The sequence below is a fragment of the Akkermansia sp. UNK.MGS-1 genome, from assembly GCF_000980515.1.
GTDB lineage: Bacteria > Verrucomicrobiota > Verrucomicrobiia > Verrucomicrobiales > Akkermansiaceae > Akkermansia > Akkermansia muciniphila.
In genome coordinates this window covers 106,922-131,749 of the sequence record NZ_LBCB01000001.1, presented here as the reverse complement: position 1 = coordinate 131,749, position 24,828 = coordinate 106,922, and the positions used below count along the sequence as shown (strand labels likewise).

Sequence of the window (24,828 nt, the reverse complement as noted above, 5' to 3'; positions counted from 1 at the left end):
CTATTGCCGGTACTCTTCCAGCTTGCGGGCCAGATCCCGGGAAACCTCGGCAGGTTCCCGTTCTTCGGACACCGTCATTTTAACGACCAGGCCGCGGGCCTCGTAGTACCTGGCTGCGGGCAGCGTCATGGCTTCAAAATCCTTCCAGCGGCGGGCGAAAGCTTCCATGTTGTCATCCTTGCGGGAAACCATTTTCCCGCCGCACTTGGAACATTCCTCTTCCGGCGTCTGCACCACGTAACCGCATGTGGAACATTCCCGGCGGCGCATGATGCGCTGTTCAATGAGCTCCCTGGACACATCCATCCAGACGACCACGTCCACAGAGGTTCCCCGCTGGTTCAGAAAATGGTCCAGCGTTTCCGCCTGCGCAACCGTGCGGGGATAGCCGTCCAGCAACCACGCGCCATGGTCCATCTCTGACAACCAGCCGCGCACCATGTCGTTGACAATTTCGTCCGGAACCAGCATGGCCCTGTCCATATAGCTCAAGGCTTTCCGGCCCAGTTCCGTGCAGGATTCCACTTCCCTCCGCAACAGGGAGCCGGTGCTCAGGGAGTGAAGGCCGAAGGTATCAGCCAGAAACCGGCCCTGGGTCCCTTTGCCGGATGCGGGAGCCCCAACCAGAATGAAATGCTTGAGTTCCTTCATATCTTTACTTTCAGTAAAAAAGGGGGGCTTACTGCATGGCGTTGTAGGCGATGGCTCCGGCCAGCACAAGCAGGGCGATAACAATCCACATGACGGTAACGGTGCGGCTGCCCGCAGCGGCGCCGGTACCCTGGATGTGCCCGTATTTGCCCTTAAGCTTGCCTTTTTTCAGGAAACCGTCGTAATTGCGGGAAAGAAGAGTCGTTTCCACCTGGCGCATCATGTCAAGCAGTACGCCCACCAGAATGAGAAGGCTGGTGCCTCCGAAGAACTGGGTGACCAGGTAGGGGATATTGCCCCCGATATTCAGCAGGGAAGGCAGGAAGTAAATGAGGGTCAGGAATGCGGAACCGGCAAAGGTCAGCCTTTGCATGGTCTGGTCCAGGAAAAGGGCAGTGGGGGGGCCGGGACGGATGCCGGGAATATAGCCGCCGTTGCGCTTCAGGTCTTCCGCGATCTGGGAGGGCTGGAACATGGTCGCCACCCAGAAGTAGGAGAAGAAGAAAATCATGAGTCCGGAAATAATGTAATAGCCGGAAGAAGCGGGATTCAGCCAGTCATTCATCTTGGTCGCGATCCACTGCAGCGTAGTGTTGTAGTGGGCGATCTGGGAGAAGAGGACCTGCGGAAGGGAAAGGATGGCCGTAGCGAAAATGACGGGCATCACGCCGGAGTAGTTAAGCTTGAGAGGCAGGTACTGCGTGGCGCCGTTGAACATTTTATTGCCCATGACCCGTTTGGCGTACTGCACGGGAATGCGCCGCTGGGCCTGCGTCACCGTCACGACGAGCGCCACCACGACAATCAGGAAGGCAATCAGGGCCACGAGCAGCATGGCTCCCATGGGAACAACCGCGCCGTCCTTGTACACCAAGGTTTTCCAGGCCAGGGTGACTGCCCCCGGAAGGGCGTGAATAATGTTGACGGAAATGATGAGGGAAACGCCGTTGCCGACGCCGCGTTCCGTAATCTGGTCGCCTATCCACATCAGGAACATGGTGCCCGCCACCATAATGAGCACCGTCATGAGGGCGAACTGGATGCCGGGGTCAATGACAAGCTGGCAGTCCGCAGGAATGTTGAGACCCACGGCCTGCAGGCGTTCCGGATGTTCCAGCGTGCCGACCAGGAACCAGCCCTGCACAAGGGCAATGACGATGGCGATGGCGCGCGTCCACTTGGTCATTTTCTGGCGGCCGCCTTCTTCCCGCACCATCTTGGCCCACTGGGGAACCACCGCAGAAAGGAGCTGGGTCATAATGGAAGCGGAAATGTAGGGCATGATGCCCAGAGCAAAAATGCCGCACTGCTGGAGGCCGCCACCGGAGAAAATGGTCAGCACGGTAGCCAGACCCGCTCCGGGGCCGCTGGCGTTCGTGGAGGCTTCAATCACTTTCTGCAACTCCATGACATCAATGCCCGGCAGGGGAATCTGTACCCCCAGGCGGACGACGACAATCATCGCCAGTGTGAACAAAATCCGGCGCCTGAGCTCCGGTACTTTCATGGAGTTTGCAAATGCGGATATCATGGTCCTGTAATATAAAAGTTGGCGCGCAGCTTGGCTTGCATGTCGCGGCGGTTTGCACCCGGGGCATCCATGGGAACCGCAACAGTAAACACAATGATGCGAACCGGGTCAAGCTGCATGACCCGGTTCGCCAAATGTGATTAGGCTTCGCTAAGCACGGTGACGGTGCCACCGGCCTGGGTTACCTTCTCGCGGGCGCTGGCGCTCACGAAGTCCACGACTACGTTCAGGTTCTTGGTCAGGGTGCCGTTGCCGAGAAGCTTCACGGCGTCGCAGGGACCTTGGACGAGCTTGGCTGCACGCAGGGTGTTTTCATCAACCGTAGCGCCGGCTTCAAACACGCGTTCAAGCTGGGAGAGGTTGACAATGAGGATTTTATCCTGGAAGCGGGTATTGTTGAACCCCTTCTTGGGCAGACGGCGGTGAAGGGGCATCTGGCCGCCTTCAAAGCCCGGCCGAATCGTGCCGCCGGAGCGGGCCTTCTGGCCTTTGTTGCCTTTGCCGCAGGTCTTGCCGAGACCGGAGCTTTCCCCGTTGCCGAGGCGCTTCTTGCGGTGCTTGGCTCCGGGATTGGGCTTAATCGTATGAAGCTGTAACATGTTATTTACAATGGTTGGATTTCGTGGAGGCGGCGGCGCCGGGCCGCCGCCTCCTGATCAGATTAGATGGCCTTTTCCTTCTTCTTGCCGCGGTCGGCAAGAACCTGGTCGCTCGTGCGCAGGGAAGCGAGAGCCTGCAGGGTTGCCTTCACCACGTTGGCGTGGTTGGAGGAACCGAGGGATTTGGCAACAATGTCACGCACGCCCGCTGCTTCCAGCACGGCACGGATGGTGTTGCCGGCAATCAGGCCGGTACCGGGGGAGGCGGGCTTCAGAAGCACCTTGCCGCCGCCGAATTCGGAGTAGACTTCATGCGGAATCGTGCCGTTGGCGATGGAGACCGGGCGAAGCTGGCGCTTGGCGGCTTCCGTAGCCTTGCGGATGGCGTCTGCCACTTCATTGGCCTTGCCGAAGCCGAAGCCTACGCGGCCTTCCATGTCTCCGCTCACGACGAGGGCGGAGAAGGAGAAGCGGCGGCCGCCCTTGACGACCTTGGCGCAACGGTTGATGAACACAACCTTTTCAGCGAGCTGGGGGCCTTCTTCCACGGGAGCTTCAGCCTGAGGGCCACGGCGTCCGTCACGACGGGGTCCGCGGGGTCCGCGGCCATTCTGGCCGTCACGGCGGGGTCCGCGGGGTCCGCGGCCGCCCGTTGCGGGTTGCTGCGCTTGAGCGGGAGCGGCGGCTTCCGTAGCAGGAGCAGTGTTTTCCGTTTCGTTATTCATTTAGGGAATCTTTCAATTAGAATTTCAAACCGGTTTCGCGGGCGGCATCGGCCAGGGCCTTCACCTTACCGCAGAACTTGAATCCACCGCGGTCGAAAACGACTTCAGTGACATTGGCAGCCTTCGCGCGTTCGCCGATCAGATTGCCCACCTTGGTAGCGGTAGCGCAGTTGGCGAGTTTGGAAGGATCGGCGATGGAAGCATCGGCCGTGGAAGCGGAGCAGATAGTCTTGCCCACCGTATCGTCGATGATCTGGGCATAGACGTGGCGGTTGGAGAAATAGACAGCCAGGCGGGGGCGGGAAGCCGTTCCGGAAACCTTTCTGCGGATGCGGCGGCGAACCTTGGCGCGGATGGCTTTGCGATTGATAGTACTCATCGTGTGTAAATATGTTGTAATAGTTATTACCTGAATTACTTACCGACGCTCTTGCCTTCCTTGCGGCGGATAACTTCACCGACGAAACGCACACCCTTGCCCTTGTAGGGTTCCGGGGGATAGTACGCACGGACTTCAGCGGCAAACTGGCCCACGACCTGCTTGTCGATGCCTTCGACCGTCACTTTCGTGTTTTCAGTCACGGTTACCTTGAGGCCTTCCGGGATTACCTGGTTGATCGGATGGGATTTGCCCAGGTTCAGATCCAGGATGTTGCCCTTGACGGCGGCGCGGAAACCGACGCCGACGATTTCAAGGTTCTTGACGAAGCCTTCGGACACGCCGATGACCATGTTGTTCAACAGGGAACGGTTCGTACCGTGCAGGGCGCGAAGCTGACGGCTTTCGCCGACGCGGTCAACGGAGAGCTGATTGCCTTCAACGGTAGCGGTGATGCCTTCCGGAAGCGTCCAGGAAAGCTTTCCTTTGGGGCCTTCCACCTGAACGGAAGAGCCGTTAACCTTTACCGTTACCTTGTCCGGCAATGTGATGGATTTTTTACCAACTCGGGACATATGTTTAGGAAATGTTAATGGTTACCATACAAGGGCGAGAAGTTCGCCGCCAATGCTCTGCTTGCGCGCCTGCGCACCGGTCATCACACCGCGGGAGGTGGAGACGATGGCAATGCCAAGCCCGCTGAGAACGCGGGGAATGTCCTCGGAAGAAACGTACTGGCGGCGGCCCGGCTTGGAGCTGCGCTTCACATCGGTAACGACCGGCTTGCCCTGCGGGGTAAACTTGATCTTCACCTTGATTTGCTTCTTGGAGCCTTCTCCGGTCACTTCATAGTTCCAGATGTAGCCTTCTTCCTGCAGAATCCGGGCGATTTCCACCTTGATGTTGGAGCAGGGAGCGGTAAATTCCTCGTTGCCGGCCAGGCTGGCGTTTTTCAGGCGGGTGAGGAAGTCGGAAATGGGATCACTTAATACGGCCATGGTAAGAAATAGTTAGGCGTTGGCGGTTTGGGTTTCTTCGGCCTTCTTCGGTTCGCGCATGGGGACGCCCAGGGCGCGAAGCAGGTCGCGGCCTTCATCGTCCGTAGGAGCGGAAGTCACGAAAATGATATCGAAGCCGATCTGACGCTTGATCTGGTCAAGCTCGATTTCGGGGAAAATGGACTGGTCGGAGATGCCGACGGCATAGTTCCCGTTGCCGTCAAAGGACTTGTAGGGAAGACCGCGGAAGTCGCGAATGTTCGGAGCCGTAATATTGATGAAGCGGTCCAGGAATTCCCACATGCGGGCGCCGCGCAGCGTTACGCGGGCTCCCAGAGGTTCGCCTTCACGCACCTTGAAGTTGGCCACGCTCTTGCGGGCATAGGTGACGGAGGGCTTTTGTCCGGTGATTTTGGCGATTTCATTAACGGCATCTTCCACGGCCTGCTTGCGGTCCGGGTGCTTGCCCATGCAGGAGGTGACAACAATCTTCTCCAGGCGGGGAATCTGATGCACGTTCTTGTATGCATGCTTCGCTTGAAGGCCGGGAACGACCTTTTCACGGTAGTATGTTTGCAGTGTTGGTGTACTCATTGTTTTAGCGGGTCAGCTCTTTATTAATGATCGATATGGCTTAAGCGCAGGGTCAGACCGGATGGCCTAGCCTACTTTTTTCACGTTGGAGATGTGAATCGGGCCGTTGATTTCCTGAATGCCGCCTTCCGGGTTCTGTTCGGTCGGGCGCACAGCCTTTTTCAGGGTGCGGGCGCCTTCTACGATGACAGTACCTTTGGAAGCATTCACGGCGAGAACGGTGCCGCGCTTGCCCTTGTGGTTACGTCCGGCGATGATTTCCACTTCATCACCTTTTTTCACGTGGGTCTTCATATATGACTATTTCTTACGCGTTTATGCGATTAAGATCTGCCACCCCCTTGGTGGCAGGGCAGGAAGAGTATGATAGGATAGGCCTTTTCGTCAAGCCCGCATCCTAAAAAAATCGTTTTACCGCCCCTGCGCCAATGCGGAACGATGAACGAAGGACCGTTCCCGGATGCGGGAATTCCGCAGGGGGGAACAGCCCGCCAGGAGCCGGGCTTCCGCGACGGTCTATTCATCATCGGAAGGGATCTCCGCCCCCTGCCAGCGCAGCTTGGCCCTCAGCAGGGCGCCGAAATTCTGCTTCCGGAGATGAACCAGGGAAAGCGTTTCCGGCGCCTTCCGGATTACCAGGCTTTCTCCCACTTCAATGGGATAGGCGGAACGGCCGTCCAGGGAATAGACCATGGAGTCAAAACGGCCGCGGCGCTCGCGGGGCCGCAGGCGTATGGTCATGGTGTCAGGAAGCACCACGGAACGATTGGTCAGGCTGTGCGGGCAAATGGGGGTGACGCATACGACACGGGACATGGGCCAGACCAAAGGCCCCCCGGCGGAAAGGGAGTATGCCGTGGAGCCGGTGGGAGTGGAAACCAGAACGCCGTCCGCATGGTAGCGGTTCAGCAATTCCCCGTCTATCTCCGCATCCAGGTCCACCATCTTGCCGGACTGGGCGCGGATCAGGGAAACTTCATTCAAGGCCAGCTTGCGGGGAGGAGCCGCAACGCCGTCTTCCCCTGCCCGTACTACTTCAAGCATGGAACGTTCATCCGTCAGGTAGGAACCTTCCTGAAGGGCATACGCCAGAAGCGGCAGTTCCTGCACGGAACAGGTGGTCATGAATCCCAGCCGGCCCAGGTTCACTCCCGCCAGGGGAACGCGGTGCATGGCCGCCAGGGAAGAGACGGTCAGCATGGTGCCGTCCCCTCCGAAGGTCACCAGCATGCCGCACCGCCCGATAGCCCGTTCCAGGGCATCCGGCGTTTCAATGACGCAGGAGCCCAGCCCGTGGCGGGAAAGTTCCCGGCGCATGATGCGCAACGCTTCCCCCAGTCCCGGTTTTTCCGCCAGCGCGACCAGGCCGATTACCTTGGAAGAATTCATGCGGGAGATCATACTGCATTTTTCCGAGCCGCTCAACTGGTAAACCGCAACCGGGAAAAGATTGTTCCGCCCTGCTCTATTCCTTAAATTTCAACTCTTGTTCCTTTTTTGTTATACAAAATCATCAATATGTGTTAAACGTAAAAAGCGTGAAATGGTTCTTCCCCGTCCTGCTGTTTTTTCTGATGCCGGGCTGCTCCACTACGGAGAAGTGCGCTCAGAAAACGGAGCCGTCCGTTCAGGAGGCAGAGGCGCATGTCAAAAATGCGCCCTACCGGGTGCGTGGAAAAAGGTATACTCCCATGAGCGTGGCGGATGCCCTGCAATACCATGAGACCGGCTATGCCTCCTGGTATGGCGGCAAAGCGCGCCGCCTGAAGACATCTTCCGGAGAGTACATCAATCCCCAGCGTTCCATGACGGCGGCCCACAAAACCCTGCCGATGCCGTGCAAGGTGAAAGTCACCTGCCTGGAAACCGGCAAATCAACCGTCGTCAGAATCAACAACCGCGGGCCTTTTCACAGCAACCGCCTGATAGACCTCACCACCGCCGCCGCAAGCCGCATCGGCCTGCATAGACGCGGCGTATCCAGGGTCCGTCTGGAAGTCATCTCCGTGGGTGACGGCCCGCATGAGGTTTCCGCCCGTTAATCCCATTTCATCCTTTTCCGTATATTTATCATTTTACCCTGCATGATTCCGCTACGCATTGTTCTTGCCTCCCTGGCATGCCTGTGCCCGTTCTCTCTGGCTCAGGAGCCTAAATCGGATCCCGATAAAACGCTGATTATCATTTCTACCAGCGATATCCACGGCAATCTGGACAATTTCCCAAGACTGGCCACACTGGTAAAACAATACCGCGCTAAATATCCGCACGTGCTGCTGGTGGATTCAGGCGATTATTTCATAGGTAATCCCTATGTGGACGACTGTGAAAAACGGGGCGAACCCCTTACCATCCTGATGAATAAACTGGGGTATGACGTAGTGACCATCGGAAACCATGACCTGGACTACGGGCAGGAGGCCCTGCGCGACCATATCAAGGGAATGCCTTCCACCAAGTTTGTCATTACCAACGCCAATCTTTCCCCTACTCTGGAAAACTGTTTCTCTCCGTATGTCAGCATCCCGATTGAAGGCACGTCCGTTTCCGTAGGGTTCATAGGTCTGGCGGACCTTCAAACCACGGATGTGAGGAAGATGGCCGGCATCTCATGGACGCTGCCGGATGAAGAAGATTACAAGGGCATCACGGACAGGTTCCGGCTTCACCACAACACCATTAACGTCATCCTCAGCCATCTGGGATACGGCAATGATCTGAAAATGATGAAGTATTCGCCGAATATCGACGTCATTCTCGGAGACCATACCCATGTCATGCTTCCCAGCGGTCATCTCAGAACAGGCACGCTGCTCAGCCACACGGGACATAGTTTGAGCCACGTAGGAGTTACGGAAATCATTTTCTCCACGGAACATCCCGTCTCCATCCTTTCCAAATCCACCAGGGCCGTTTCTTTGAATGAGGAAATTCCCAATGACCCGGAAGTAAAGGAAATTGTCCGCCGGTTTTCCGGAAATCCGCTTTTCAACCAGCAGGTGGGCGTCGCCGGAGAAGAAATCACGCACGTCACCATAGGCACCCTTTTCTGCAAGGTCATTCAGCAGGCCTCCCATTCGGACATTGCCATTTACAACCGCGGCGGAGTACGGTCCAAAAACCATCTTAACAAAGGACCCGTTACCATCAGGGACATTTACGAGCTGGAACCCTTCCGGGAAAAGATCGTCACCTGCTCCATGAGTAAAGCGGACATTGAGCAACTGATCCTGTCCAAATTCATGTCTCCGACCGATGACGAAGGAGGTATTCTGGAAGTGTACTGCTCCGGATTCTCCTACCAGATCATGGACGGTGTTACGCCCAGCATTACCAGCACTTTGAAAAACGGGGTCATTTATACTGTCGCGATGGGAGACTACCTGTGCAGCAATTTCATATTTCCCCAACGGGGAAACGGCAAACCGACGGGAATAGATGTCCGCAAAGCCCTGATTGATTACCTGAAACAAATCAAGAAGCTGCTCAATCCTCCGCCGTCCAAGCTGCCCATCATCAGAGATACGACGTTCGCCCTGTGAACTACGGCCGCAAGCACACGCTACATTCCTGCCCGCCATGCAGCCGGCCCCCTATCATGCAGTACCGGAAGAGAAACGGAATATCAATGGTTTCCGCATCCTCCCCTCCGGTGCTTTGGTGACGGACACGCCGCCTTTCGACCGTCTGTTTGAAGAAGGAACCGGAAACGGGCTGTATGCCCTGGCGGTATCCAACTGGGAAACCGTTCCGGATCCGGGCGCCTTCTTTATCAAGAACATGGCGCGCCAGGCGCTTACCCGCATGGCGCACGCTGCCGCAGAAAGGCCGGACGAGGTGGATGCCGTTCTGGACCACCTGCTGGCCTCCGCTACGGAAAAAGCCTTTCTGGCGGAGCAATTCCCCCCCGTGCCGGGCGCGGAATATGCCACTCCGGACATCATTGCCGGATGGTTTGAAGATTTGCGGAAGGCAATAGCAAAGGAAATCCGCGCCCGAGGCATTACCCCCGCCGAATGGTTGAACAGCCTGGGCGCGCCCTGGAACCAGATAGGCAAGGTATTTTTCCACCTTGCGGAAAACCGGGATGACGCCACAGGCTCCCGCCCCTTTGCTTTCATGGCTACCTTTGCGCATCAAAGCGCTGCGGACAACCAGGTGCGCCACCTCCCCCTTGCCACCGCCCTGAAACTTCATGAAGGTAATTACACCGCCTTGCTGGCCGTACTCCAGCCCTTGAAAGAAGCGGCACGGGAAAGCCCCCTGCTGAAGCGCCTGCTGGATAACGGAAAAATTTATACGCCGATGGCCTGGAGCGCTCCGGAGGCCCGGGATTTTCTGCAGGACACGCCGCTCTACGAACGCGCAGGCATCATTGTGCGCATGGTGAATCTATGGAAAAAAACCCCTCCCAAACTACAGGTAAAAGTTACGGCAGACGCATCCGGAAGTGAAAAAACGGTCCATTCTTCCGGGCTTTCCGTCCGCAGTCTGCTGAAATTTTCCGTATCCGCCACTCTGGGAGGCAAAGACCTGACCCCGGAGGAGCTGGGGGAACTGCTCAGCAACGGAGACGGCCTGATCCGCTTCAAGGGGGAATGGGTGCGCGTGGACGCCCGGAAGGTCCGGGACTTAATGGACCGGTGGACTCAAGCGGCACGTATGATGAGCTCCCTCGGCATTCCTCTGGTCCAGGGTCTGAGAATGCTGGTTAACGGCCCTTCCGGCCAGCTTGTACAGATTCCGGAACCGGACGAAGACTGTGTCATGGAACCGGGACAAAACCTCCGGCAGACCCTGGACATCCTGGCGGGGAAAGTCCCAGTCTCCATACCGGAGCTTCCTTCCCGGCTGGACGCCCTGATGCGCCCTTACCAGAAAGAAGGGTTCTCTTTCCTTTACCGGATTACGGAACAGGGTTTTGGCGCCTGCCTGGCGGATGATATGGGGCTGGGAAAAACCCTTCAGGCTATTGCGTGGCTGGACACATTGCGGAGAAAAGGCCGGCTGGAGGGCCTGCCGGCTCTGATTGTGGCTCCGGCCTCCCTCCTGTCCAACTGGAAAGAAGAAGCGCAACGCTTCGCCCCGGAGCTTATCCTGCGCATCATGCACCCTTCCTCCCCGAACCCGTGGCAGCCGGAAAAAACCCTGCGCCGGAAAGACTGCCACGCCGTCATCACTACGTATGGCATGGCTGCACGCACGTCCGCCCTGGCCGACCTGCATTTCCCGGCCATTATTCTGGATGAAGCCCAGGCTATTAAAAACGCAGGCTCCGCCCGTTCCCGCGCCATTCGTTCCCTGCATGGAGAACGACGCATAGCCCTGTCCGGCACGCCGGTGGAAAATAACCTGAATGAACTCTGGAGCCTGATGGAATTTCTGAATCCGGGGCTGCTGGGCAGCAGAAAAAGCTTCGAATCCTTCACCCGTTCCCTGGAACGCGGCTATGCCCCGCTGCGACGCCTGGTGCGCCCCTTCATCCTGCGCAGAATGAAGACAGATCCGGCGCTGGTTCCCGACCTGCCGGACAAAACGGAAATACCGGCCTATTGCTCCCTCACGCCGGAACAGGCCGCCCTGTACCAGACACAGATAGACATGCTGCATGCCGTATTGGACGAACCGGACCCGGCTGCCCGCCTGATGCTGATTTTACCCATTCTGGCACGCCTCAAGCAGATCTGCAACCACCCCGCCCAGTTCCAGGGCACGGACGATTATGCGCCGGAACGCTCCGGAAAATTCCGGCGGCTTCAGGAACTGTGCGCCTCCATTGCCGCCAGGCAGGAAAAAACCATTCTCTTTACCCAGTTCCGCTCCATCATTCCCCATCTGCACGATCTCCTGTCCGGAGTCTTCGGCCGTTCCGGGCTTACCCTGCACGGGGGAACGCCTATTCCGGAACGCCAGAACATCGTCACCGCCTTCCAGAAGGAATCCGGCCCTCCCTTCTGCATCCTGTCCCTGAAAGCCGCCGGCACCGGCCTGACGCTGACCCAGGCATCCCACGTCATCCATGTGGACCGCTGGTGGAACCCCGCTGTAGAAAACCAGGCCACGGACCGGGCCTACCGCATCGGGCAGCACCGGAACGTACTCGTGCACCGCCTGATCTGCCGGGGCACCATTGAGGACCGCATTGACGCCATGCTCAAGGACAAGCGCCGCATGGCGGACGACCTGTTCTCCGGAGGCCCCGAACAATGGCTCATGAACATGAGCGCGGAAGAATTAAACAATTTGTTTTCCGGCAGTCCTTGCTGAACACCCTGCGTAAGAACGGATTCCTTCCTGAACTCCCCGGAAGAGAACAGCGCCCCTTCATCCCCGGCGTTATTCATGAAACCACGGCCAGCGGCATGGTGGTTTTCCAGTCTCCGCGGGTAAAATCCGGAAATTCCACGGGCAACCCGCCCTGGGCGATGGAACGGGCTGTCAAAGGCAGCAGGGAAGACCAGGAAGCTCCTTCGTAAACGTTCTGATCCATTGGCTCTCCGTTCCGGAGGCATTCCACGATGCGGGAAAGCATCACAAAGTCCATACCGCCGTGACCGCCCATTTTCGTGGCCAGCTCCCCGATGCGTTTCCAGAGGGGATGATCGTATTTTTCATAAATAGCGGCCAGTTTTTCCCTGCCTTCAATCCATTCATGATAATTGCCGTTGCCCAGCTTTTCACCCGCCACGCGGGTTGGGAAACCAGCCAGCGTGCCCTCCGTTCCCTGGATCAGGTTGGCGCGGGAGTAAGGCCGGGGGGACGTCTCATCCAGCTGGACAAGAATGGTCCGCCCCAGCTGCGTCTTGACAACAGCCGTATTCATGTCACCGCAGATGAATGGAGTATTGTTCCAGCGGTGATCGGCGGGAAGATGCTTTTTAGCGTAGGCATTGCGCCCGAGAGCAGGAGAAGCGAACGCCGCCACACGGCAGAAACGGTCCTCTCCACGCTCCAAATTCATATATTGAGCCACCGGCCCCAACCCGTGGGTGGGGTACAGGTTGCCATTGATTCTGGTATGATATTCCGGCCGCCAGGCCCCTTCCCCGCGCGTGTCCCCCAGCTGCGTCACCAGGCAATGGATATACGCGGCCTCCCCGTGAAGCAAATCGCCGATGACGCCCTGCCGGACCATGTTCAGGAACATGAGTTCATCCCGCCCATAGTTGACGTTTTCCATCATCATGCAATGTTTCCTGGTGGCCTCGCTGGTATCCACCAGGCTCCAGAGCTCCTCCAGAGAGACGGCCAGAGGAACTTCCACAAAGGCGTGAGCGCCGTGCTTCATGCTGTCGCAGGCGATTCTGGCATGCGAACTCCAATCCGTACTGATGATGACGGCATCCGGCTTCAGCTCCTTCAGCATGGTCAGGTATTCCATATCGCCGCCGGAATAGCCCAAAGGGCTTTTCCCCATTCTGGAGAGCACGCGATCCACGCCGCGTTTCGTCAACTCTTCCTTCAAATCACATATGCCCACGATTTCCACTCCATCCATCACGCACATTTGCGCCAGGTGGGAGAACCCGCGCCCTCCCACGCCGATGAAGGCCAGCCTGATGCGACCCAGCCGGGGAGCCTTGAACCCTCCCATGTATGTGGAACCGGAAGGCCTCGGAGCCGCCGGAGAGGCGGATTTCCAGAGATGGTCTCCGGCAGGGATTTCCACAGCCTTCCCAGGGAGGGCATTTCCGGCGGCAGCCGCTCCGGCCGCAAGCCCCAAAGATTTGAGAAATTGTCTGCGTGATGAGAAAATAGACATGGCTTGAAAGTATGGCTTCAAGGAAAACTACGCCCCCTCCGGAGTGAATTTATCATCATTCTCCCTATTGAGGGGAAAAGCTCCGGATGGCTGATTTTAGAGTTTGCAAAATCCGGCGGAACTCCCACTATGAGATTTGCTTCTGCCTCTACCCTTTTTTTCATTGATGCGTTACCTACTTCTCATCCTGTTGCTCGCCGGGGGATACTACGGCTGGGATTATTATCAAAACAGCCTCGCACCCAGGCATGAAGCCCTCAAAGCCATGGAGCAGGAACCCTGCCCGGAGCTGGATGCGGCCCAAGCCCGTTTTGATGAAGCCGCGGAACTTCACGAACAGCAGGCGGTGCGTCTCCAGAAAGCTGTTCAACGGAAGGAAGAAGCCGTCCGCAAATACTGGGATTCCCGAATCAAACAAGCCGACCAGGAAAAAGACGGGAAAAAGACGCCCTCCCCCGTGAACGGAAGGCCCAATGCCCGAAGCGCGGAAGCCCGAATAGCCTATCTGCTGGAACAATATGACCGCCGCGTTGCAGAAGTGGAAAAACTCAAAAGCAGGCGGAACGCCACCAGACAACAATTGGACAGCGCCCGAAACCGGATTCAGGAACAAATACGCCAGGTGGAGACCCGTCTGGACATCAACCGCATCCAGCGCGCGGAGGCATCCAACAAGAAAAGCGGGGATTTTAAAGTGACGGAGAACCGGGCGGATCTGCTCAAACTTCAGGCCAGCCTTCCGCAGGAACTGGAACGCATTACCGACCAGGGGGAAGCCGCTCTGCGCGACCAGACGGAAGCTTACGAAAAGGCCAAAAGGGAGCTGGGCCTGTTCCAAAACAACGTGGACCGGCAGATCGCCAGCCTTCGGGACTCCATGAATTCCCCTCTGGCGGAAGATTATGATGAGACGGAAATACTTTCGGAAGACCCCGAATTCCGCACAATGATTGCTCCTTACGACCAGGCCGTCAGCCATGAGGAAACGATTGTCATGCGAACGGAGGCGGATGTAGAGGAAAAGGCCAAAGCCCTGCACGGGCTGCAACGCGTCAGAGACGCGAAAATCGAAGAAGAGCGCAGCCGGCTCAGACAGGAAGAAGAGATTTTTTTCACGGCGGCAACCGTCATCGGCGTAATATTGCTGATCTCCATTCTGCTCTCTTTCGCCAGAAGGAGATGATGTCTTTGAAGGTTGACACTGCACTGCAAACCTAGTTTACTGGGTGGGCCGCCGGGAACCCCGTGGAGGCACGACTGGCAAACCCCGCCAGGACCGAGAGGTAGCAACGGTAGCTTGTTCGTGTTTGCCGCGTCTGTTCCCGGCGGTATTTTATGGCTCTCCCCGCCATACCGGAGTTGAACGGGAGTTTTCCCGTGGTAGAATACCGCCCATGAACGTATCCGCCGCCCTTGACTGGCTCTTTTCCACCCAATTTTTCGGGATCAAGCTGGGGCTTGACAACACAGAAAAACTGTTGGCGGCAGCCGGGGCGGACCGTATCAACGCCACCGTGGTCCATGTGGCCGGCACCAATGGCAAAGGCTCCACCTGCGCCATGATTGAGGCCCTGGCCAGGGCACAGGGTTATGTCACGGGCCTGTTCACCTCCCCCCATCTGGTAGATTTTTCCGAACGCATCCGCGTCAATGGGAACATGATTACTCCGGATGCCCTGGCGGAGGAAATTTCCTTCCTGAAACAGCTGGCGGAAGGCTGGGAACAGCCGCCCACCTTTTTTGAGCTGGCTCTGGCCGTCGCCCTGCGCCATTTCCGTAAAAACAACGTGAACTTCATCATTCTGGAAACAGGGCTAGGCGGAAGGCTGGACGCCACTAACGCCGTGCCCAAAGACATTGCCGTACTGGCCCCCATCGGTCTGGACCACCAGCAGTATCTGGGAGATACCCTGGAAGAAATCGCCGCGGAAAAAGCGGCCATCATCGCCCCCGGCAAACCGTCCGTAACCGCCGTGCAGCACCCGGACGTCATGGCCGTCATGGAACGGACGGCGCGGAACCGCCGTTCTCCCCTCACGATTGCCCGGGCGGACCGGAACACGCCCCGCCCATGCCTGCCCGGAGCCCATCAGCGGGAAAACGCAGCCCTGGCGCTGGAAACCATGAGACGGCTCCATGCCCTTCCCTCCCCTGCCGCAGCCGCCGCTGCCCTGGCCAGGGTACAGTGGCCCGGACGGTTCGAACGCCTTGAGACGCCCCCTCTGGTACTGGACGGCGCTCATAACGAACATGCGGCGCGCGTGCTCGCGGCCACGTGGAAAGAGGAATTCCCGGGACGGAAGGCGGCGCTGGTTTTTGCCGCATCCGCAGACAAGCATATCCGGGAAATGATTCCGGTTTTGCGGGAAATTGCCGGAGAATGGCACCTGGTTCCCTGCACTTCCCCCCGCATCATGCCGGCGCAAGAAATGGCTGCCCTGCTGGCCGGGCAGGAAACCGGCCCCGTTTTCATTCATTCCACGCTTCCGGACGGGCTGCAGGCGGCGCTGGCTTCCCCGTTCCCCGCTCTGGCGGCAGGTTCCCTGTTCCTTCTGGGAGATTTGAAAGCATTGCTCCGCCATGCGGAAAAACGCAGCACCGCCCAATAACCCCTACAGCCTCTTTGCTTTTCCCCGTGACTTCCGACGACATGACCCTTTCCGCCCTCCGGCCCGGAGACCTGCGTCCCGAACTGCTGGCTCCCGCCGGGGACATGGACTGCGCCCGCGCCGCCGTAGCCAATGGCGCAGACGCCATTTATTTCGGTCTGGACCGTTTCAACGCCCGTCTGCGCGCAAACAACTTCACGCTGGATTCCCTTCCGGAACTGATGCGTTTCCTTCACGCGCACGGCGTGAAGGGGTACGTGACCATGAATACGCTCATTTTCACCTCCGAGCTGGCGGACGCCCTCTCCTACCTGGGCCACCTGAATGCCGCCGGCGCGGACGGGGTCATCGTGCAGGACATCGGACTTGCCCGCTGCCTGACGGAATGGGGAAGGCAGGTTCCCGGCATGAAGCTGGAACTGCACGCCTCCACCCAGATGACGCTTTCCTCTCCGGACGGGCTGGAATTCGCCTCCGGATTCCTGGACCTGAAGCAGGCCGTCCTGGCCCGGGAACTGAGCCTGAAGGAAATCGGGCAATGCGTACGGCATACGGACATACCCCTGGAAGTATTTGTTCACGGGGCGCTCTGCGTGGCCTACTCCGGCCAGTGCCTTACATCGGAAAGCCTGGGCCAGCGCAGCGCCAACAGGGGGGAATGCGCGCAGGCCTGCCGCCTGCCCTATTCCCTGGTTGTAGACGGCAAAGCCGTTCCCCTGGGAGAACGGCGCTACCTGCTCAGCCCCCAGGACCTGTGCGCCATTGACCGCATCCCGGACCTGGTCCGCATGGGCGTAAAAAGCTATAAGATAGAGGGTCGCCTGAAAAGCCCGGAATACGTTGCGGCGGTGACGGCGGCCTATAGAAAAGCCCTGGACGCCGCCTGCGCTGGAATATCTGTGGATGAAATGGTGACCGTACGCGACCGCTACGCACTGCAAATGGTATTTTCACGCGGCTTCTCCACAGGCTGGCTGGACGGAACGGACCACCCGCGTCTGACCCACGGCCGCTACGGTAAAAAGAGGGGCGCTTACGCAGGCGTCATCATGAACAGCGGTCAGGGCTGGCTGGATATCAGACCGGAAGGAGGCATTCCGCTCGCGCCCGGTGACGGCTTCGTCATTGATGCAGGGGAAGACCGCAATGAAGAACAGGGCGGTCGTATCTGGAAAGTGCAGAGAAACCGCCTTTTCTTTCATGGAAAAGCATCCCGCATTGACTGGAGCAGGGTCAGGCCGGGGCAGAAGCTCTGGAAAACGGATGATCCGGCCCTGAACGCGGAGTTGAAAAAAATGCGGGAACACCTGCCGGAAGCCTCCGTACCCCTCCATTTGACATGCACCGGATCCGCCGGGGAGCCTCTGACGGTTTCCTGCCCGGAATACGGGTGTTCCGTGCAGTCCGCACAGCCCCTGCAAACGGCGGAAAAACGCCCGCTGACTCCTGAAGCGCTGAAACAGCAGCTTGGCAGACTGGGAGGAACGGGGTTCCGCCTGGCTTCCTGCGAATGCCGGCTGCCGAACGGGTTGATGCTCCCGCTCAGCATCCTCAACCAGGCAAGGCGCGCCCTCGTGGAACAAATTCAAACGGTCCGGCAGGAGAGGGAAGCCCCCGTTCCCTCCCGTCTTTCTGCGGCTTTCACCCCTTCCGCGCTTCCGGCGGGGGCGGCAGCTCCGGACGCACCTCCGCACCTGTCTGTGCTGTGCCGCAGACCGGAACAGATACCTTCCGTTCTGGATGCCGGGGCGGATGCCGTTTATCTGGACTTTGAAGACCTCCGGGACTATGCGGCGGGAGTGAAAGCGGTTCGGCAGCACGCGGACAGCATCCCCGTCTTTCTGGCGACGCCCCGCATCCAGAAGCCGTCTGAAACCGGTTACTTTAAGCTCATGGAACGGGCGGAGCCGGACGGCATCCTCATCCGCAACCTGGGCGCGGCGCAATACTTCCGCCATTCCCCCCTGCGCCGCATTGGGGATTTTTCCCTGAATGTCGCCAATCCGTATAGCGCGGCTATCCTGAAAGAACGGGGGAGGCTGGAATATCTCACCCTCTCTTACGACCTGAACGCGGAACAGGTGGCGGACCTGCTCCGCGCCACGCCGCCGGAATGGTTTGAACTGACTCTGCACCAGCATATGCCCATGTTTCACATGGAGCATTGCGTGTTCTGCACCTTCCTGTCGGACGGCACCAGTTATAAGAATTGCGGACGCCCCTGCGAACGGCATCATGTGCAGCTGCGTGACCGCGTAGGCCAGCTTCATCCCCTGCTGGCGGACGCCGGGTGCCGGAACACGCTGTTCAACGGACGCGCTCAGACGGGAGCCGGCTTCCTCCGGGGCTTCCGCCGCCTGGGTCTTTCCCGCTTCCGTCTGGAACTGCTGGATGATCCCCCGGAAAAAATACGCCTTCTGGTGTCCCGCTACCGGGAATTGCTGGACGGCTCCTGCACGGCGGCCCGGCTCATCCGGGAACTGGATGTCGCGGAACAGCTCGGCACCACGGAAGGTACGCTCCGGCCCAGATAATGTCCCTTTGAACAATGGTCAATCCCTATTCGGATTCCCGGTTTTGACCATACATGTTCAATATTTTATCATTCTTTAAAAGGATACCCATTTTTCTACCCATGCCGGCCATTTCCTTTTTCACCTGGTCGCTGGTAATGCCTTTTAAATGGTCCTGCACAAATTCATGCGCCTGCATCATATATTTCTCATCATTCCACATGATGAGAAACCGGCGGTAGCTTTTCATCATTTTAATGCAAGTTTTTTCCTTGCCGGTCAAAACCAGCAACGCCTGTTGAAAAGCTTTGCTGGTTTTGCTCTTCATTTTGGAATTCCATTTGACATTTTTTGATTTTTCCAGCCATAAATTTAAGAAATTACCGGTAGTCCCTTCCTTGTAAACAGCATGGAGTTTAACCTCAGGGCAGTCGGCAATCAGCTTTTTCCAAAATTGCCGGATGAAAAGTTCCTCTGCTTCGGGCGTACTGTCCGGGCTGACCCCGCAGGCGTACAATTCATAGGGATTCACCTTTTCAGGGTTAATCTTCAAAACATGACCCGCCACGTAATCAATCAGGTTATGTTCATGGGGCATCGCCTTGCTGAACTGGATGAGGTACTCCAGCTTCTTCTTATCGCCCGCACCTCCCGCCTTGATGCCCAAATAACGCGCCCAGGCCGGATAATTGTAAGGATTGGCCCGGCACGCCTCCTGAAGCAGCAGTTCCACATGCTGCGGATTCCGGGAATAAAAAGATAAATCGTACATCAAGGAAGATTCACGGGCCTGGGGACCCTGCCAGAAAGCGCAGAGGGCGGAGATAATCTGCACGGGGCCTTTCCACGGCAGTTTATTTCCACCATTGGCCCAGTTCCATCCTCCAATGTTGTTGCCGATCAGCCATTGCCCTTTGGGGTGCTTCCAAATAAAAGCGCAATGCCCCGGCTGCCCGATGGGGTACGCCGGGACGCCTTTGGCTCTTAAAAAACCCGCGGCCCCCTTGGAAACGGCTCCGCACACGCCTCCATATTCCGTATAAAGCTGAAGAGTGATGGGCTTGTTATCGTAAAACGCGGCCCCGGCATGGATGCTGATTCCTCTGTGATTCTTTTTACGGTAGGGAATAAATCCGGTAAATTTACCCCCTGCCTGCTCGGGTTTGATATTTTTCCCTTCAATAAATTGCTGGGCCCATGCCAGATCTTCCAGACTCTCTTTTCCTCTCAGAACCACGGCCCACTCCCACGGTTCAAGGCTGTCGGCCTGCGGATAACACCTGCCATGATGATGGGAATCATGGTAAAATCCATACCTGGCTATACATTCCTCTGCCGTGAAAACATCGGCGATGAGACAGGCCCCCAGGGCGATGTTAAGGTCAACTCCGCACAAGTCCCTGTCTGCGCTATTCCACAGACGGTAAAGAATAGCCAGACTGCTCTGCTGAGCATACCCTGCATGGGCCAGTTTCCGGAAAACTTCCGGATGGGAGACAAGCCACCTGGTAAACGTCCGGTCCCGGAGCTCTCTTGTTGAAAACGCCTTTTCCTGGCTGGCATAACGGAAAAATTGTCCGATATGGCACAGTTGCTCCAATTCCGGATGATGTACTATCCGCCGGATTTTTTCCGGTGAAAGAGTACCGGAATCAAGATGTTTCCGGAGTTGATTCCGTACGCCGTCAATGATGACTGAAGAATAATCCGCCCTCAGCAAACTCTCCACGGCGGTGGCATCCCGGGCCCGGGAAACGCCAGATACCAGTAACAGGACGCAGCACAACAGCATTCTCAGCAGAATATTCGCGGCCATGGCGGCTAATCCTCCTTCCCGAGTTTTCTGTGTTCCCGGAGCATCCCGGGAGAGTACAGGAATTGAACTCTCTTTCTCATGCCTCCGGTCCTCTCCAGAAACTCCACCAGCTCCCGGTCCGTCTTGTAGCCGCATTCCCTCAGCCTTTCCAGCGCGCGGCTCCGGTTCCCGGGGTGAAGCTTCAGAACGATATTCAACAGTGCACCCTCCCTGTGTTTAATATACCAGCGGAAGGACTGCCGGAGGCGGACCAGCTCGTCCACGTTCCGCTCGTACAGGGCCTTCCTGCGCCGTTCCTCTTCCGCACCGCAGGCAGCGAGGTTTTTCGTCTCCCGGTAACGCCAGTAGGGCAGCGTGTCGACCGGCCTCACGGGATGGAACTTCCCGTGCTCCGCCTCCAGCCCGGCGATGTAGCGGTAAACGGCGGCGCCCTGAAGCATCATCCGCCTGATATATTCGAACTCCGCCTCCAGGCAGAACCTCGCGAGCTCCTTCCCTTGCCTGAGCCTCTTGTTCTCCCTGACATAGGTTTGAATTTTGGAAAGATTACAACATGCTTTAAATTTGGTTTCCAGCTCACTTCCGTTGATCCAGATGGAAAAGTTGTCCAGCCGGTAGTCCTGATAGGGGGCCTTGACGACCATGTTGTTGATGAACAGGGCGTTTTCCAGCTCCTCCGGGGTCATTCCGCCGTCCTCGTCAAACAGCTCCCTGTTGAGCACGGGCAGCGCCTGCTGGTAAAAGTCGCCCAGCTTCCCCTGGTCCAGCAGGCCCTTCAGATGCCGCGCGTCCCCGCTAAGCCGTTCAATCCGGATGTCCATGAAGGAGGGCAAATCGTCGTACACAGCGGCTTCATCCGCGCGGCCCCCGACGGAAAAGAAGAGAAACACGGAAAGACAGAGGGAAAGGTAATAGTTCATAAAGAAAATCAGTTGCTTGTTGCGGTGACGATGCCCGGGTCATTTTTGTTCAATCCCTTGAACTTCTGGATCCGGTAGTGCACCGTTCCCGTATCGGGATCGCGCCTGATGGAGAAAACCTGATCCGTGTTGAAATCCCAGAGCACTTTTTCTTTCGTGTACCTGCCGCCTTGGGGTTTATCCGTGCATCCGAATATCTGCCAGCGGCACTTCCACGTCCAGCCGATGGACCCCGAGAATGCGTCAATGAGCGCCGGCGGATACAGGCAGTTGGTGCTGTCATAGACTTCATTGGTGACGGAAACCCGTGCGGGCTCCGGCAAAGGCGCATGCTCGCTGACCAGGGGATGGTCCGGAAGAGGGTCGGGCTCATAACCGGCATGCTGCTCCAGGGAGTAAAGATTGGTGAAGCTGACGTTCAAGGGATACACGCGCAGGATGCGGAGGGCGCTCAGCCCCGCGGTGCATCCCACCTTGGCCGCTTCTTCCTCCGCCTGCCGGAAAGGGCTCTCCGCCCCCGCGTACATCAGCCCCTGGGGCGGGATGAGGGTGAATTCCACCACCTGCTCCACCCCGTCCACCTCAGCTTTCACCTTGAGCGTCTGCCGCGCTTTGGCCAGGGTATTGATGTTGACGATGACTTGATCCGGTTTATTATCTATACTATCAAGCTTGAAATATTCCCCTCCTTCCACGGCGGACCAGTCACACCGGGTGCCTTTGGGAAGTTTTTTGCCGTCCAGCGTGGCGGTCAGGGTGATGTATTCCCGGAGGGTGACGGTCGTTCTTTCTCTGTTGCTTTTGTCTATCTCCTCCTGGGGAGGGTTGCGATCTGGATACCTGAAATATACTTCCGCCGCGCAGAACTGGGTTTTATGCCGTATTTCAACGCCCTTGGACGCCAGCGCGTTGAACGCCAGGAAACAGCAGGCCAAAAACGGGAAAATAAATGTTTTCATAAAAAAACGACCAAACATCGTTAAATCCAAAAAACAGATCATTGTCAATCCATATGCCACATAATTAAAAAAATTCCTAGACGGACTGCGGTCCCGCACAACGGCATGCCCGGCAGCAGGCCAAAAACCGCTGACGAACGCGGCATGCACCGCCCGCGCCTTGAAGCGGCGCGCAAACCGCCCTATGATGGTTCCCATGGGAATGGGAGACACCTTTTCCCGGAACTTCCGCAAAATGAATCATTCCCTTAAAGACCGCCTGATCCGTCACATGGAAGACGGACGTTACGAACCCCAGAGCAAATCCGAACTGGCCCGCGCCCTGAACGTGGATTCCCGGCAGAAGCTGGATTTCCGCGCCCTGGTGGACCAGATGGAGGAGGAAGGAAAACTCGTGCGGCTACAAAAGGGCAGATACGCTTTAAAGCGGGAACGCCGGAACCTGGTGCATGGCATGATCCGCATCCTGCGCTCCGGCAAGATTCTTTTTCTCCCCAGAAAAGGGGATCCCGCCGCTGCGGCCCTGGGATGGGACACGGAAGCCATTCCGGAGCTGGAACTTAAACCCAACCGTCTGGGTACTGCCCTGGACGGGGACCGGGTGGCCGTGCGCGTGGAACGCAAGGCGGCCAGGGGCCGGAGGAATATCCGCAGGGACCGCTTTTCTTCCCCGGATGCCGGCATGAAAGCCCGCGTGGAGGAAGTGACGGAACGCGCGCGCTCCCGCTGGCTTGGCGTCTTCCGCACCGGAAAGAACAAGCCGGGCCGCGTGCTGGGAGACGGCGTAAGCTCTCCGTCATCCATTGAACTGGCGGAAAAACCCGCCATGGAGGTGCTTCCCGGCCAACTGGTTTCCGTGGAACCCGTAACCTGCGGTGAGGAAAAGAAAGCCCCGCGCGGGAAAATCGTGGAGGTGCTCGGCTATCCGGACGAGCCCCACGTGGACATGGAAGCCGTTATCAGAAAATATGGCCTTTCCGCGGAATTTCCCGCCTCCGTGCTCCGGGAACTGGAAACGCTGCCTCAAAACCCTTCCCCCGGGGAACTCGCCCGCCGGGAAAACTGGACGGACCGTACCGTCATCACCATTGACCCGGCAAGCGCCCGGGATTTTGACGACGCCATTTCCATCACGGCCACTCCGTCCGGCTGGACGCTGGCCGTTCACATTGCGGATGTCTCCCATTTCGTCAGGCCCGGCGGCGCGTTGGATGGGGAAGCCCTGCGCCGCGGCAATTCCACGTACCTGCCGGACCGCGTCCTTCCAATGCTCCCGCCCCGCCTTTCCGACGATTTGTGCAGCCTGCGGCCGGATGTCGTGCGCCTGACAAAAGTATGCGAAATGAAATTTGATCAAAAGGGGAAGATGCTCCGTGCACGCTTTGCGGACGCTTTCATCCGCAGCAAGGCGCGCCTGACCTATCAGGAGGCCTTCGCCATGCTGAAGGGAAACGACAAGGGGGAAGTTCCCTCCACGGTGCGGGAAGCCTGGAATCTGGCCTCCATCCTGCGCCGCAACCGCTACGCCAAGGGAGCCCTGGATCTGGACTTCCCGGAAGTGAGAGCCGTTATGGACAAGGACGGCCGCGTGACGGGCATCATCACGGAAGAGTACGATGAAAGCCACCAGCTTATTGAGGAGTGCATGCTGGCCGCCAACGAAGCCGTGGCCCTGGCCCTGAAAAACGGGAACCGTCCCACCATCTACCGTGTCCACGAAGAGCCGGATTCCTCCAAACTGTTTGAATTCGGCCAGTTGTGCAAATTATACGGGCATCCCGTCCACGATATCGGACAACGCCAGTACCTGAATGAACTGATGAAGTCCATCAAGGGTTCCCCGGACGAGCAATTACTTAAGCTGGCGCTCCTGAAAAGCCTGATGAGGGCCAGGTACGACACGGAGCCCCTGGGCCACTACGGCCTGGCCACTCCCAATTACTGCCATTTTACCAGCCCCATCCGCCGTTACGCGGACCTGGTGGTTCACCGCTCCCTGAATCCCCTGCTGGCTAATCCTCCCAAAGGATCCAAAGGAGCAGGCAGCGCAGGCAGGCTGGAGGAAGACGCGGAACACATTTCAGAGACGGAACGCATTTCCGCCAGCGCGGAAAAGGACGCGAACCGGATGAAACTCTTCGAATGGCTGGAAGGCCAGTGCTACACGGAGCATCCGGAAGTGCACGAAGCTCTGGTTACGGAAACGCGCCACTTCGGCGTGCTGCTGGAAATACCGCGCCTCCAGATTAAGGGGCTGGTCAAGCCGGACAAGCTTCCCGGCGGCCGCTGGGTGTATGAGGCGTTCGCCAGCCGCTGGAAGAACGACCATGGTTCCGTGCTGTGCGCTGGGCTGCGCGTTCCCGTCATTCCCGTGAAAGTGGACAGGGAGCAGCAGTGGGCGGATTTCGCCATCGTCTCACGGGAGAAACCGCGGCAAACGGGAAAAACGGCCTTCCCCGCCAAACAGGAGAAGGGCACATCCGGCCACGGGCGGCGGAACCGCTGACGGCATACGCCCGTATATGGAAACAATCCCATACGGGAGTCAAATCCGATTCTCCCTGCAGCAGAATCAAATCTGCATTATCCTACACAATTTTTCTTGAAGTAAATTGTATTTTTCATGTATAGAATAACTGTTGTTTACTTGTGAATCCGACCTCACGCCTATGAATTCAGGACGCTGACTCCGTAAGTAAGCACCATATGAATGCTGAATGCCAAGGTCCGCTCCCGGGTCTGGAGCGGACCTTTTTCCCGGAAGCCTGTCAT

At 57.8% G+C, this 24,828-nt stretch carries 21 protein-coding genes and 1 other RNA gene; 8 read left to right on the top strand and 14 right to left on the bottom strand.

The genetic code is table 11. From position 1 onward, the window contains the following. The 10 genes from WW58_RS00565 to WW58_RS00520 form a co-directional block, all read right to left on the bottom strand. Complete coding sequence (locus tag WW58_RS00565; RefSeq protein WP_046434437.1) at positions 1-651, bottom strand: adenylate kinase family protein; 651 nt, start codon at positions 649-651, stop codon at positions 1-3. Between the two features lie 28 nt (positions 652-679). Next, positions 680-2,158 carry a preprotein translocase subunit SecY gene (gene secY / locus WW58_RS00560; protein ID WP_022196959.1) on the bottom strand — a complete coding sequence of 493 codons (1,479 nt, stop codon included), beginning with the start codon at positions 2,156-2,158 and terminating at the stop codon, positions 680-682. 164 nt (positions 2,159-2,322) lie between these two features. Then, positions 2,323-2,781 (bottom strand): 50S ribosomal protein L15, encoded by a 459-nt coding sequence (rplO, locus tag WW58_RS00555; protein WP_012419978.1) that lies wholly within the window; start codon positions 2,779-2,781, stop codon positions 2,323-2,325. Between the two features lie 62 nt (positions 2,782-2,843). Beyond that, on the bottom strand, positions 2,844-3,506 hold the full coding sequence (rpsE, locus tag WW58_RS00550; RefSeq protein WP_031930630.1) for a 30S ribosomal protein S5: 663 nt from the start codon (positions 3,504-3,506) through the stop codon (positions 2,844-2,846). Between the two features lie 16 nt (positions 3,507-3,522). Next, complete coding sequence (gene rplR / locus WW58_RS00545; RefSeq protein ID WP_046434433.1) at positions 3,523-3,885, bottom strand: 50S ribosomal protein L18; 363 nt, start codon at positions 3,883-3,885, stop codon at positions 3,523-3,525. A 35-nt stretch (positions 3,886-3,920) separates the two neighbouring features. Continuing rightward, positions 3,921-4,460, bottom strand: a complete 540-nt coding sequence (rplF, locus tag WW58_RS00540; protein ID WP_046434432.1) for a 50S ribosomal protein L6 — start codon at positions 4,458-4,460, stop codon at positions 3,921-3,923. A 21-nt stretch (positions 4,461-4,481) separates the two neighbouring features. Beyond that, on the bottom strand, positions 4,482-4,883 hold the full coding sequence (gene rpsH, locus WW58_RS00535) for a 30S ribosomal protein S8 (RefSeq protein WP_012419974.1): 402 nt from the start codon (positions 4,881-4,883) through the stop codon (positions 4,482-4,484). Between the two features lie 12 nt (positions 4,884-4,895). After that, the gene (rplE, locus tag WW58_RS00530) at positions 4,896-5,477 is read right to left on the bottom strand and encodes a 50S ribosomal protein L5 (RefSeq protein ID WP_012419973.1); all 582 of its coding nucleotides are present in this window, start codon (positions 5,475-5,477) and stop codon (positions 4,896-4,898) included. Between the two features lie 66 nt (positions 5,478-5,543). Continuing rightward, positions 5,544-5,771 (bottom strand): 50S ribosomal protein L24, encoded by a 228-nt coding sequence (rplX, locus tag WW58_RS00525; RefSeq protein WP_012419972.1) that lies wholly within the window; start codon positions 5,769-5,771, stop codon positions 5,544-5,546. Positions 5,772-5,993: 222 nt separating this feature from the next. Further along, a complete protein-coding gene (locus tag WW58_RS00520; RefSeq protein WP_161994145.1) occupies positions 5,994-6,866 on the bottom strand; it encodes an NAD(+)/NADH kinase in 873 nt (290 codons plus the stop codon). A 149-nt stretch (positions 6,867-7,015) separates the two neighbouring features. Here WW58_RS00520 and WW58_RS00515 point away from each other — a divergent pair, with 149 nt between their 5' ends. The 3 genes from WW58_RS00515 to WW58_RS00505 are packed head-to-tail and all read left to right on the top strand — an operon-like array spanning position 7,016 to position 11,744. Then, entirely contained in the window at positions 7,016-7,519 is a 504-nt protein-coding gene (locus tag WW58_RS00515; RefSeq protein WP_102732922.1) for a septal ring lytic transglycosylase RlpA family protein, read from the top strand. A gap of 42 nt (positions 7,520-7,561) precedes the next feature. Next, the gene (locus WW58_RS00510) at positions 7,562-9,019 is read left to right on the top strand and encodes a bifunctional metallophosphatase/5'-nucleotidase (RefSeq protein ID WP_046434430.1); all 1,458 of its coding nucleotides are present in this window, start codon (positions 7,562-7,564) and stop codon (positions 9,017-9,019) included. Between the two features lie 37 nt (positions 9,020-9,056). After that, complete coding sequence (locus WW58_RS00505; protein WP_288143379.1) at positions 9,057-11,744, top strand: DEAD/DEAH box helicase; 2,688 nt, start codon at positions 9,057-9,059, stop codon at positions 11,742-11,744. A 73-nt stretch (positions 11,745-11,817) separates the two neighbouring features. Here the strand turns inward: WW58_RS00505 and WW58_RS00500 are convergent, their stop codons facing one another. Next, entirely contained in the window at positions 11,818-13,239 is a 1,422-nt protein-coding gene (locus WW58_RS00500) for a Gfo/Idh/MocA family protein (RefSeq protein ID WP_046434426.1), read from the bottom strand. A gap of 166 nt (positions 13,240-13,405) precedes the next feature. On the opposite strand from WW58_RS00500, the gene WW58_RS00495 reads away from it, so the two are divergent. From WW58_RS00495 to WW58_RS00485, 4 genes are all read left to right on the top strand, one after another. Beyond that, positions 13,406-14,422: a hypothetical protein gene (locus tag WW58_RS00495; RefSeq protein ID WP_046434424.1), complete on the top strand. Its 1,017-nt coding sequence runs from the start codon at positions 13,406-13,408 to the stop codon at positions 14,420-14,422. 51 nt (positions 14,423-14,473) lie between these two features. Further along, positions 14,474-14,568, top strand: an RNA gene (gene ffs, locus WW58_RS12640) — signal recognition particle sRNA small type. 65 nt (positions 14,569-14,633) lie between these two features. Next, positions 14,634-15,848 carry a bifunctional folylpolyglutamate synthase/dihydrofolate synthase gene (locus tag WW58_RS00490; protein ID WP_102747676.1) on the top strand — a complete coding sequence of 405 codons (1,215 nt, stop codon included), beginning with the start codon at positions 14,634-14,636 and terminating at the stop codon, positions 15,846-15,848. Between the two features lie 26 nt (positions 15,849-15,874). After that, positions 15,875-18,382, top strand: a complete 2,508-nt coding sequence (locus WW58_RS00485) for a U32 family peptidase (protein WP_288143378.1) — start codon at positions 15,875-15,877, stop codon at positions 18,380-18,382. A gap of 25 nt (positions 18,383-18,407) precedes the next feature. Here WW58_RS00485 and WW58_RS00480 read toward each other — a convergent pair whose 3' ends face one another. The 3 genes from WW58_RS00480 to WW58_RS00470 are packed head-to-tail and all read right to left on the bottom strand — an operon-like array spanning position 18,408 to position 22,056. Next, positions 18,408-20,177, bottom strand: coding sequence for a hypothetical protein (locus WW58_RS00480; RefSeq protein WP_046434422.1), 1,770 nt, complete (start codon positions 20,175-20,177; stop codon positions 18,408-18,410). A gap of 5 nt (positions 20,178-20,182) precedes the next feature. Further along, complete coding sequence (locus tag WW58_RS00475) at positions 20,183-21,097, bottom strand: hypothetical protein (protein WP_046434420.1); 915 nt, start codon at positions 21,095-21,097, stop codon at positions 20,183-20,185. Between the two features lie 8 nt (positions 21,098-21,105). Beyond that, positions 21,106-22,056, bottom strand: a complete 951-nt coding sequence (locus tag WW58_RS00470) for a hypothetical protein (RefSeq protein ID WP_102736015.1) — start codon at positions 22,054-22,056, stop codon at positions 21,106-21,108. Positions 22,057-22,291: 235 nt separating this feature from the next. On the opposite strand from WW58_RS00470, the gene WW58_RS00465 reads away from it, so the two are divergent. Continuing rightward, positions 22,292-24,562: a ribonuclease R family protein gene (locus WW58_RS00465; RefSeq protein ID WP_179219245.1), complete on the top strand. Its 2,271-nt coding sequence runs from the start codon at positions 22,292-22,294 to the stop codon at positions 24,560-24,562. Positions 24,563-24,828 lie beyond the last annotated feature (266 nt).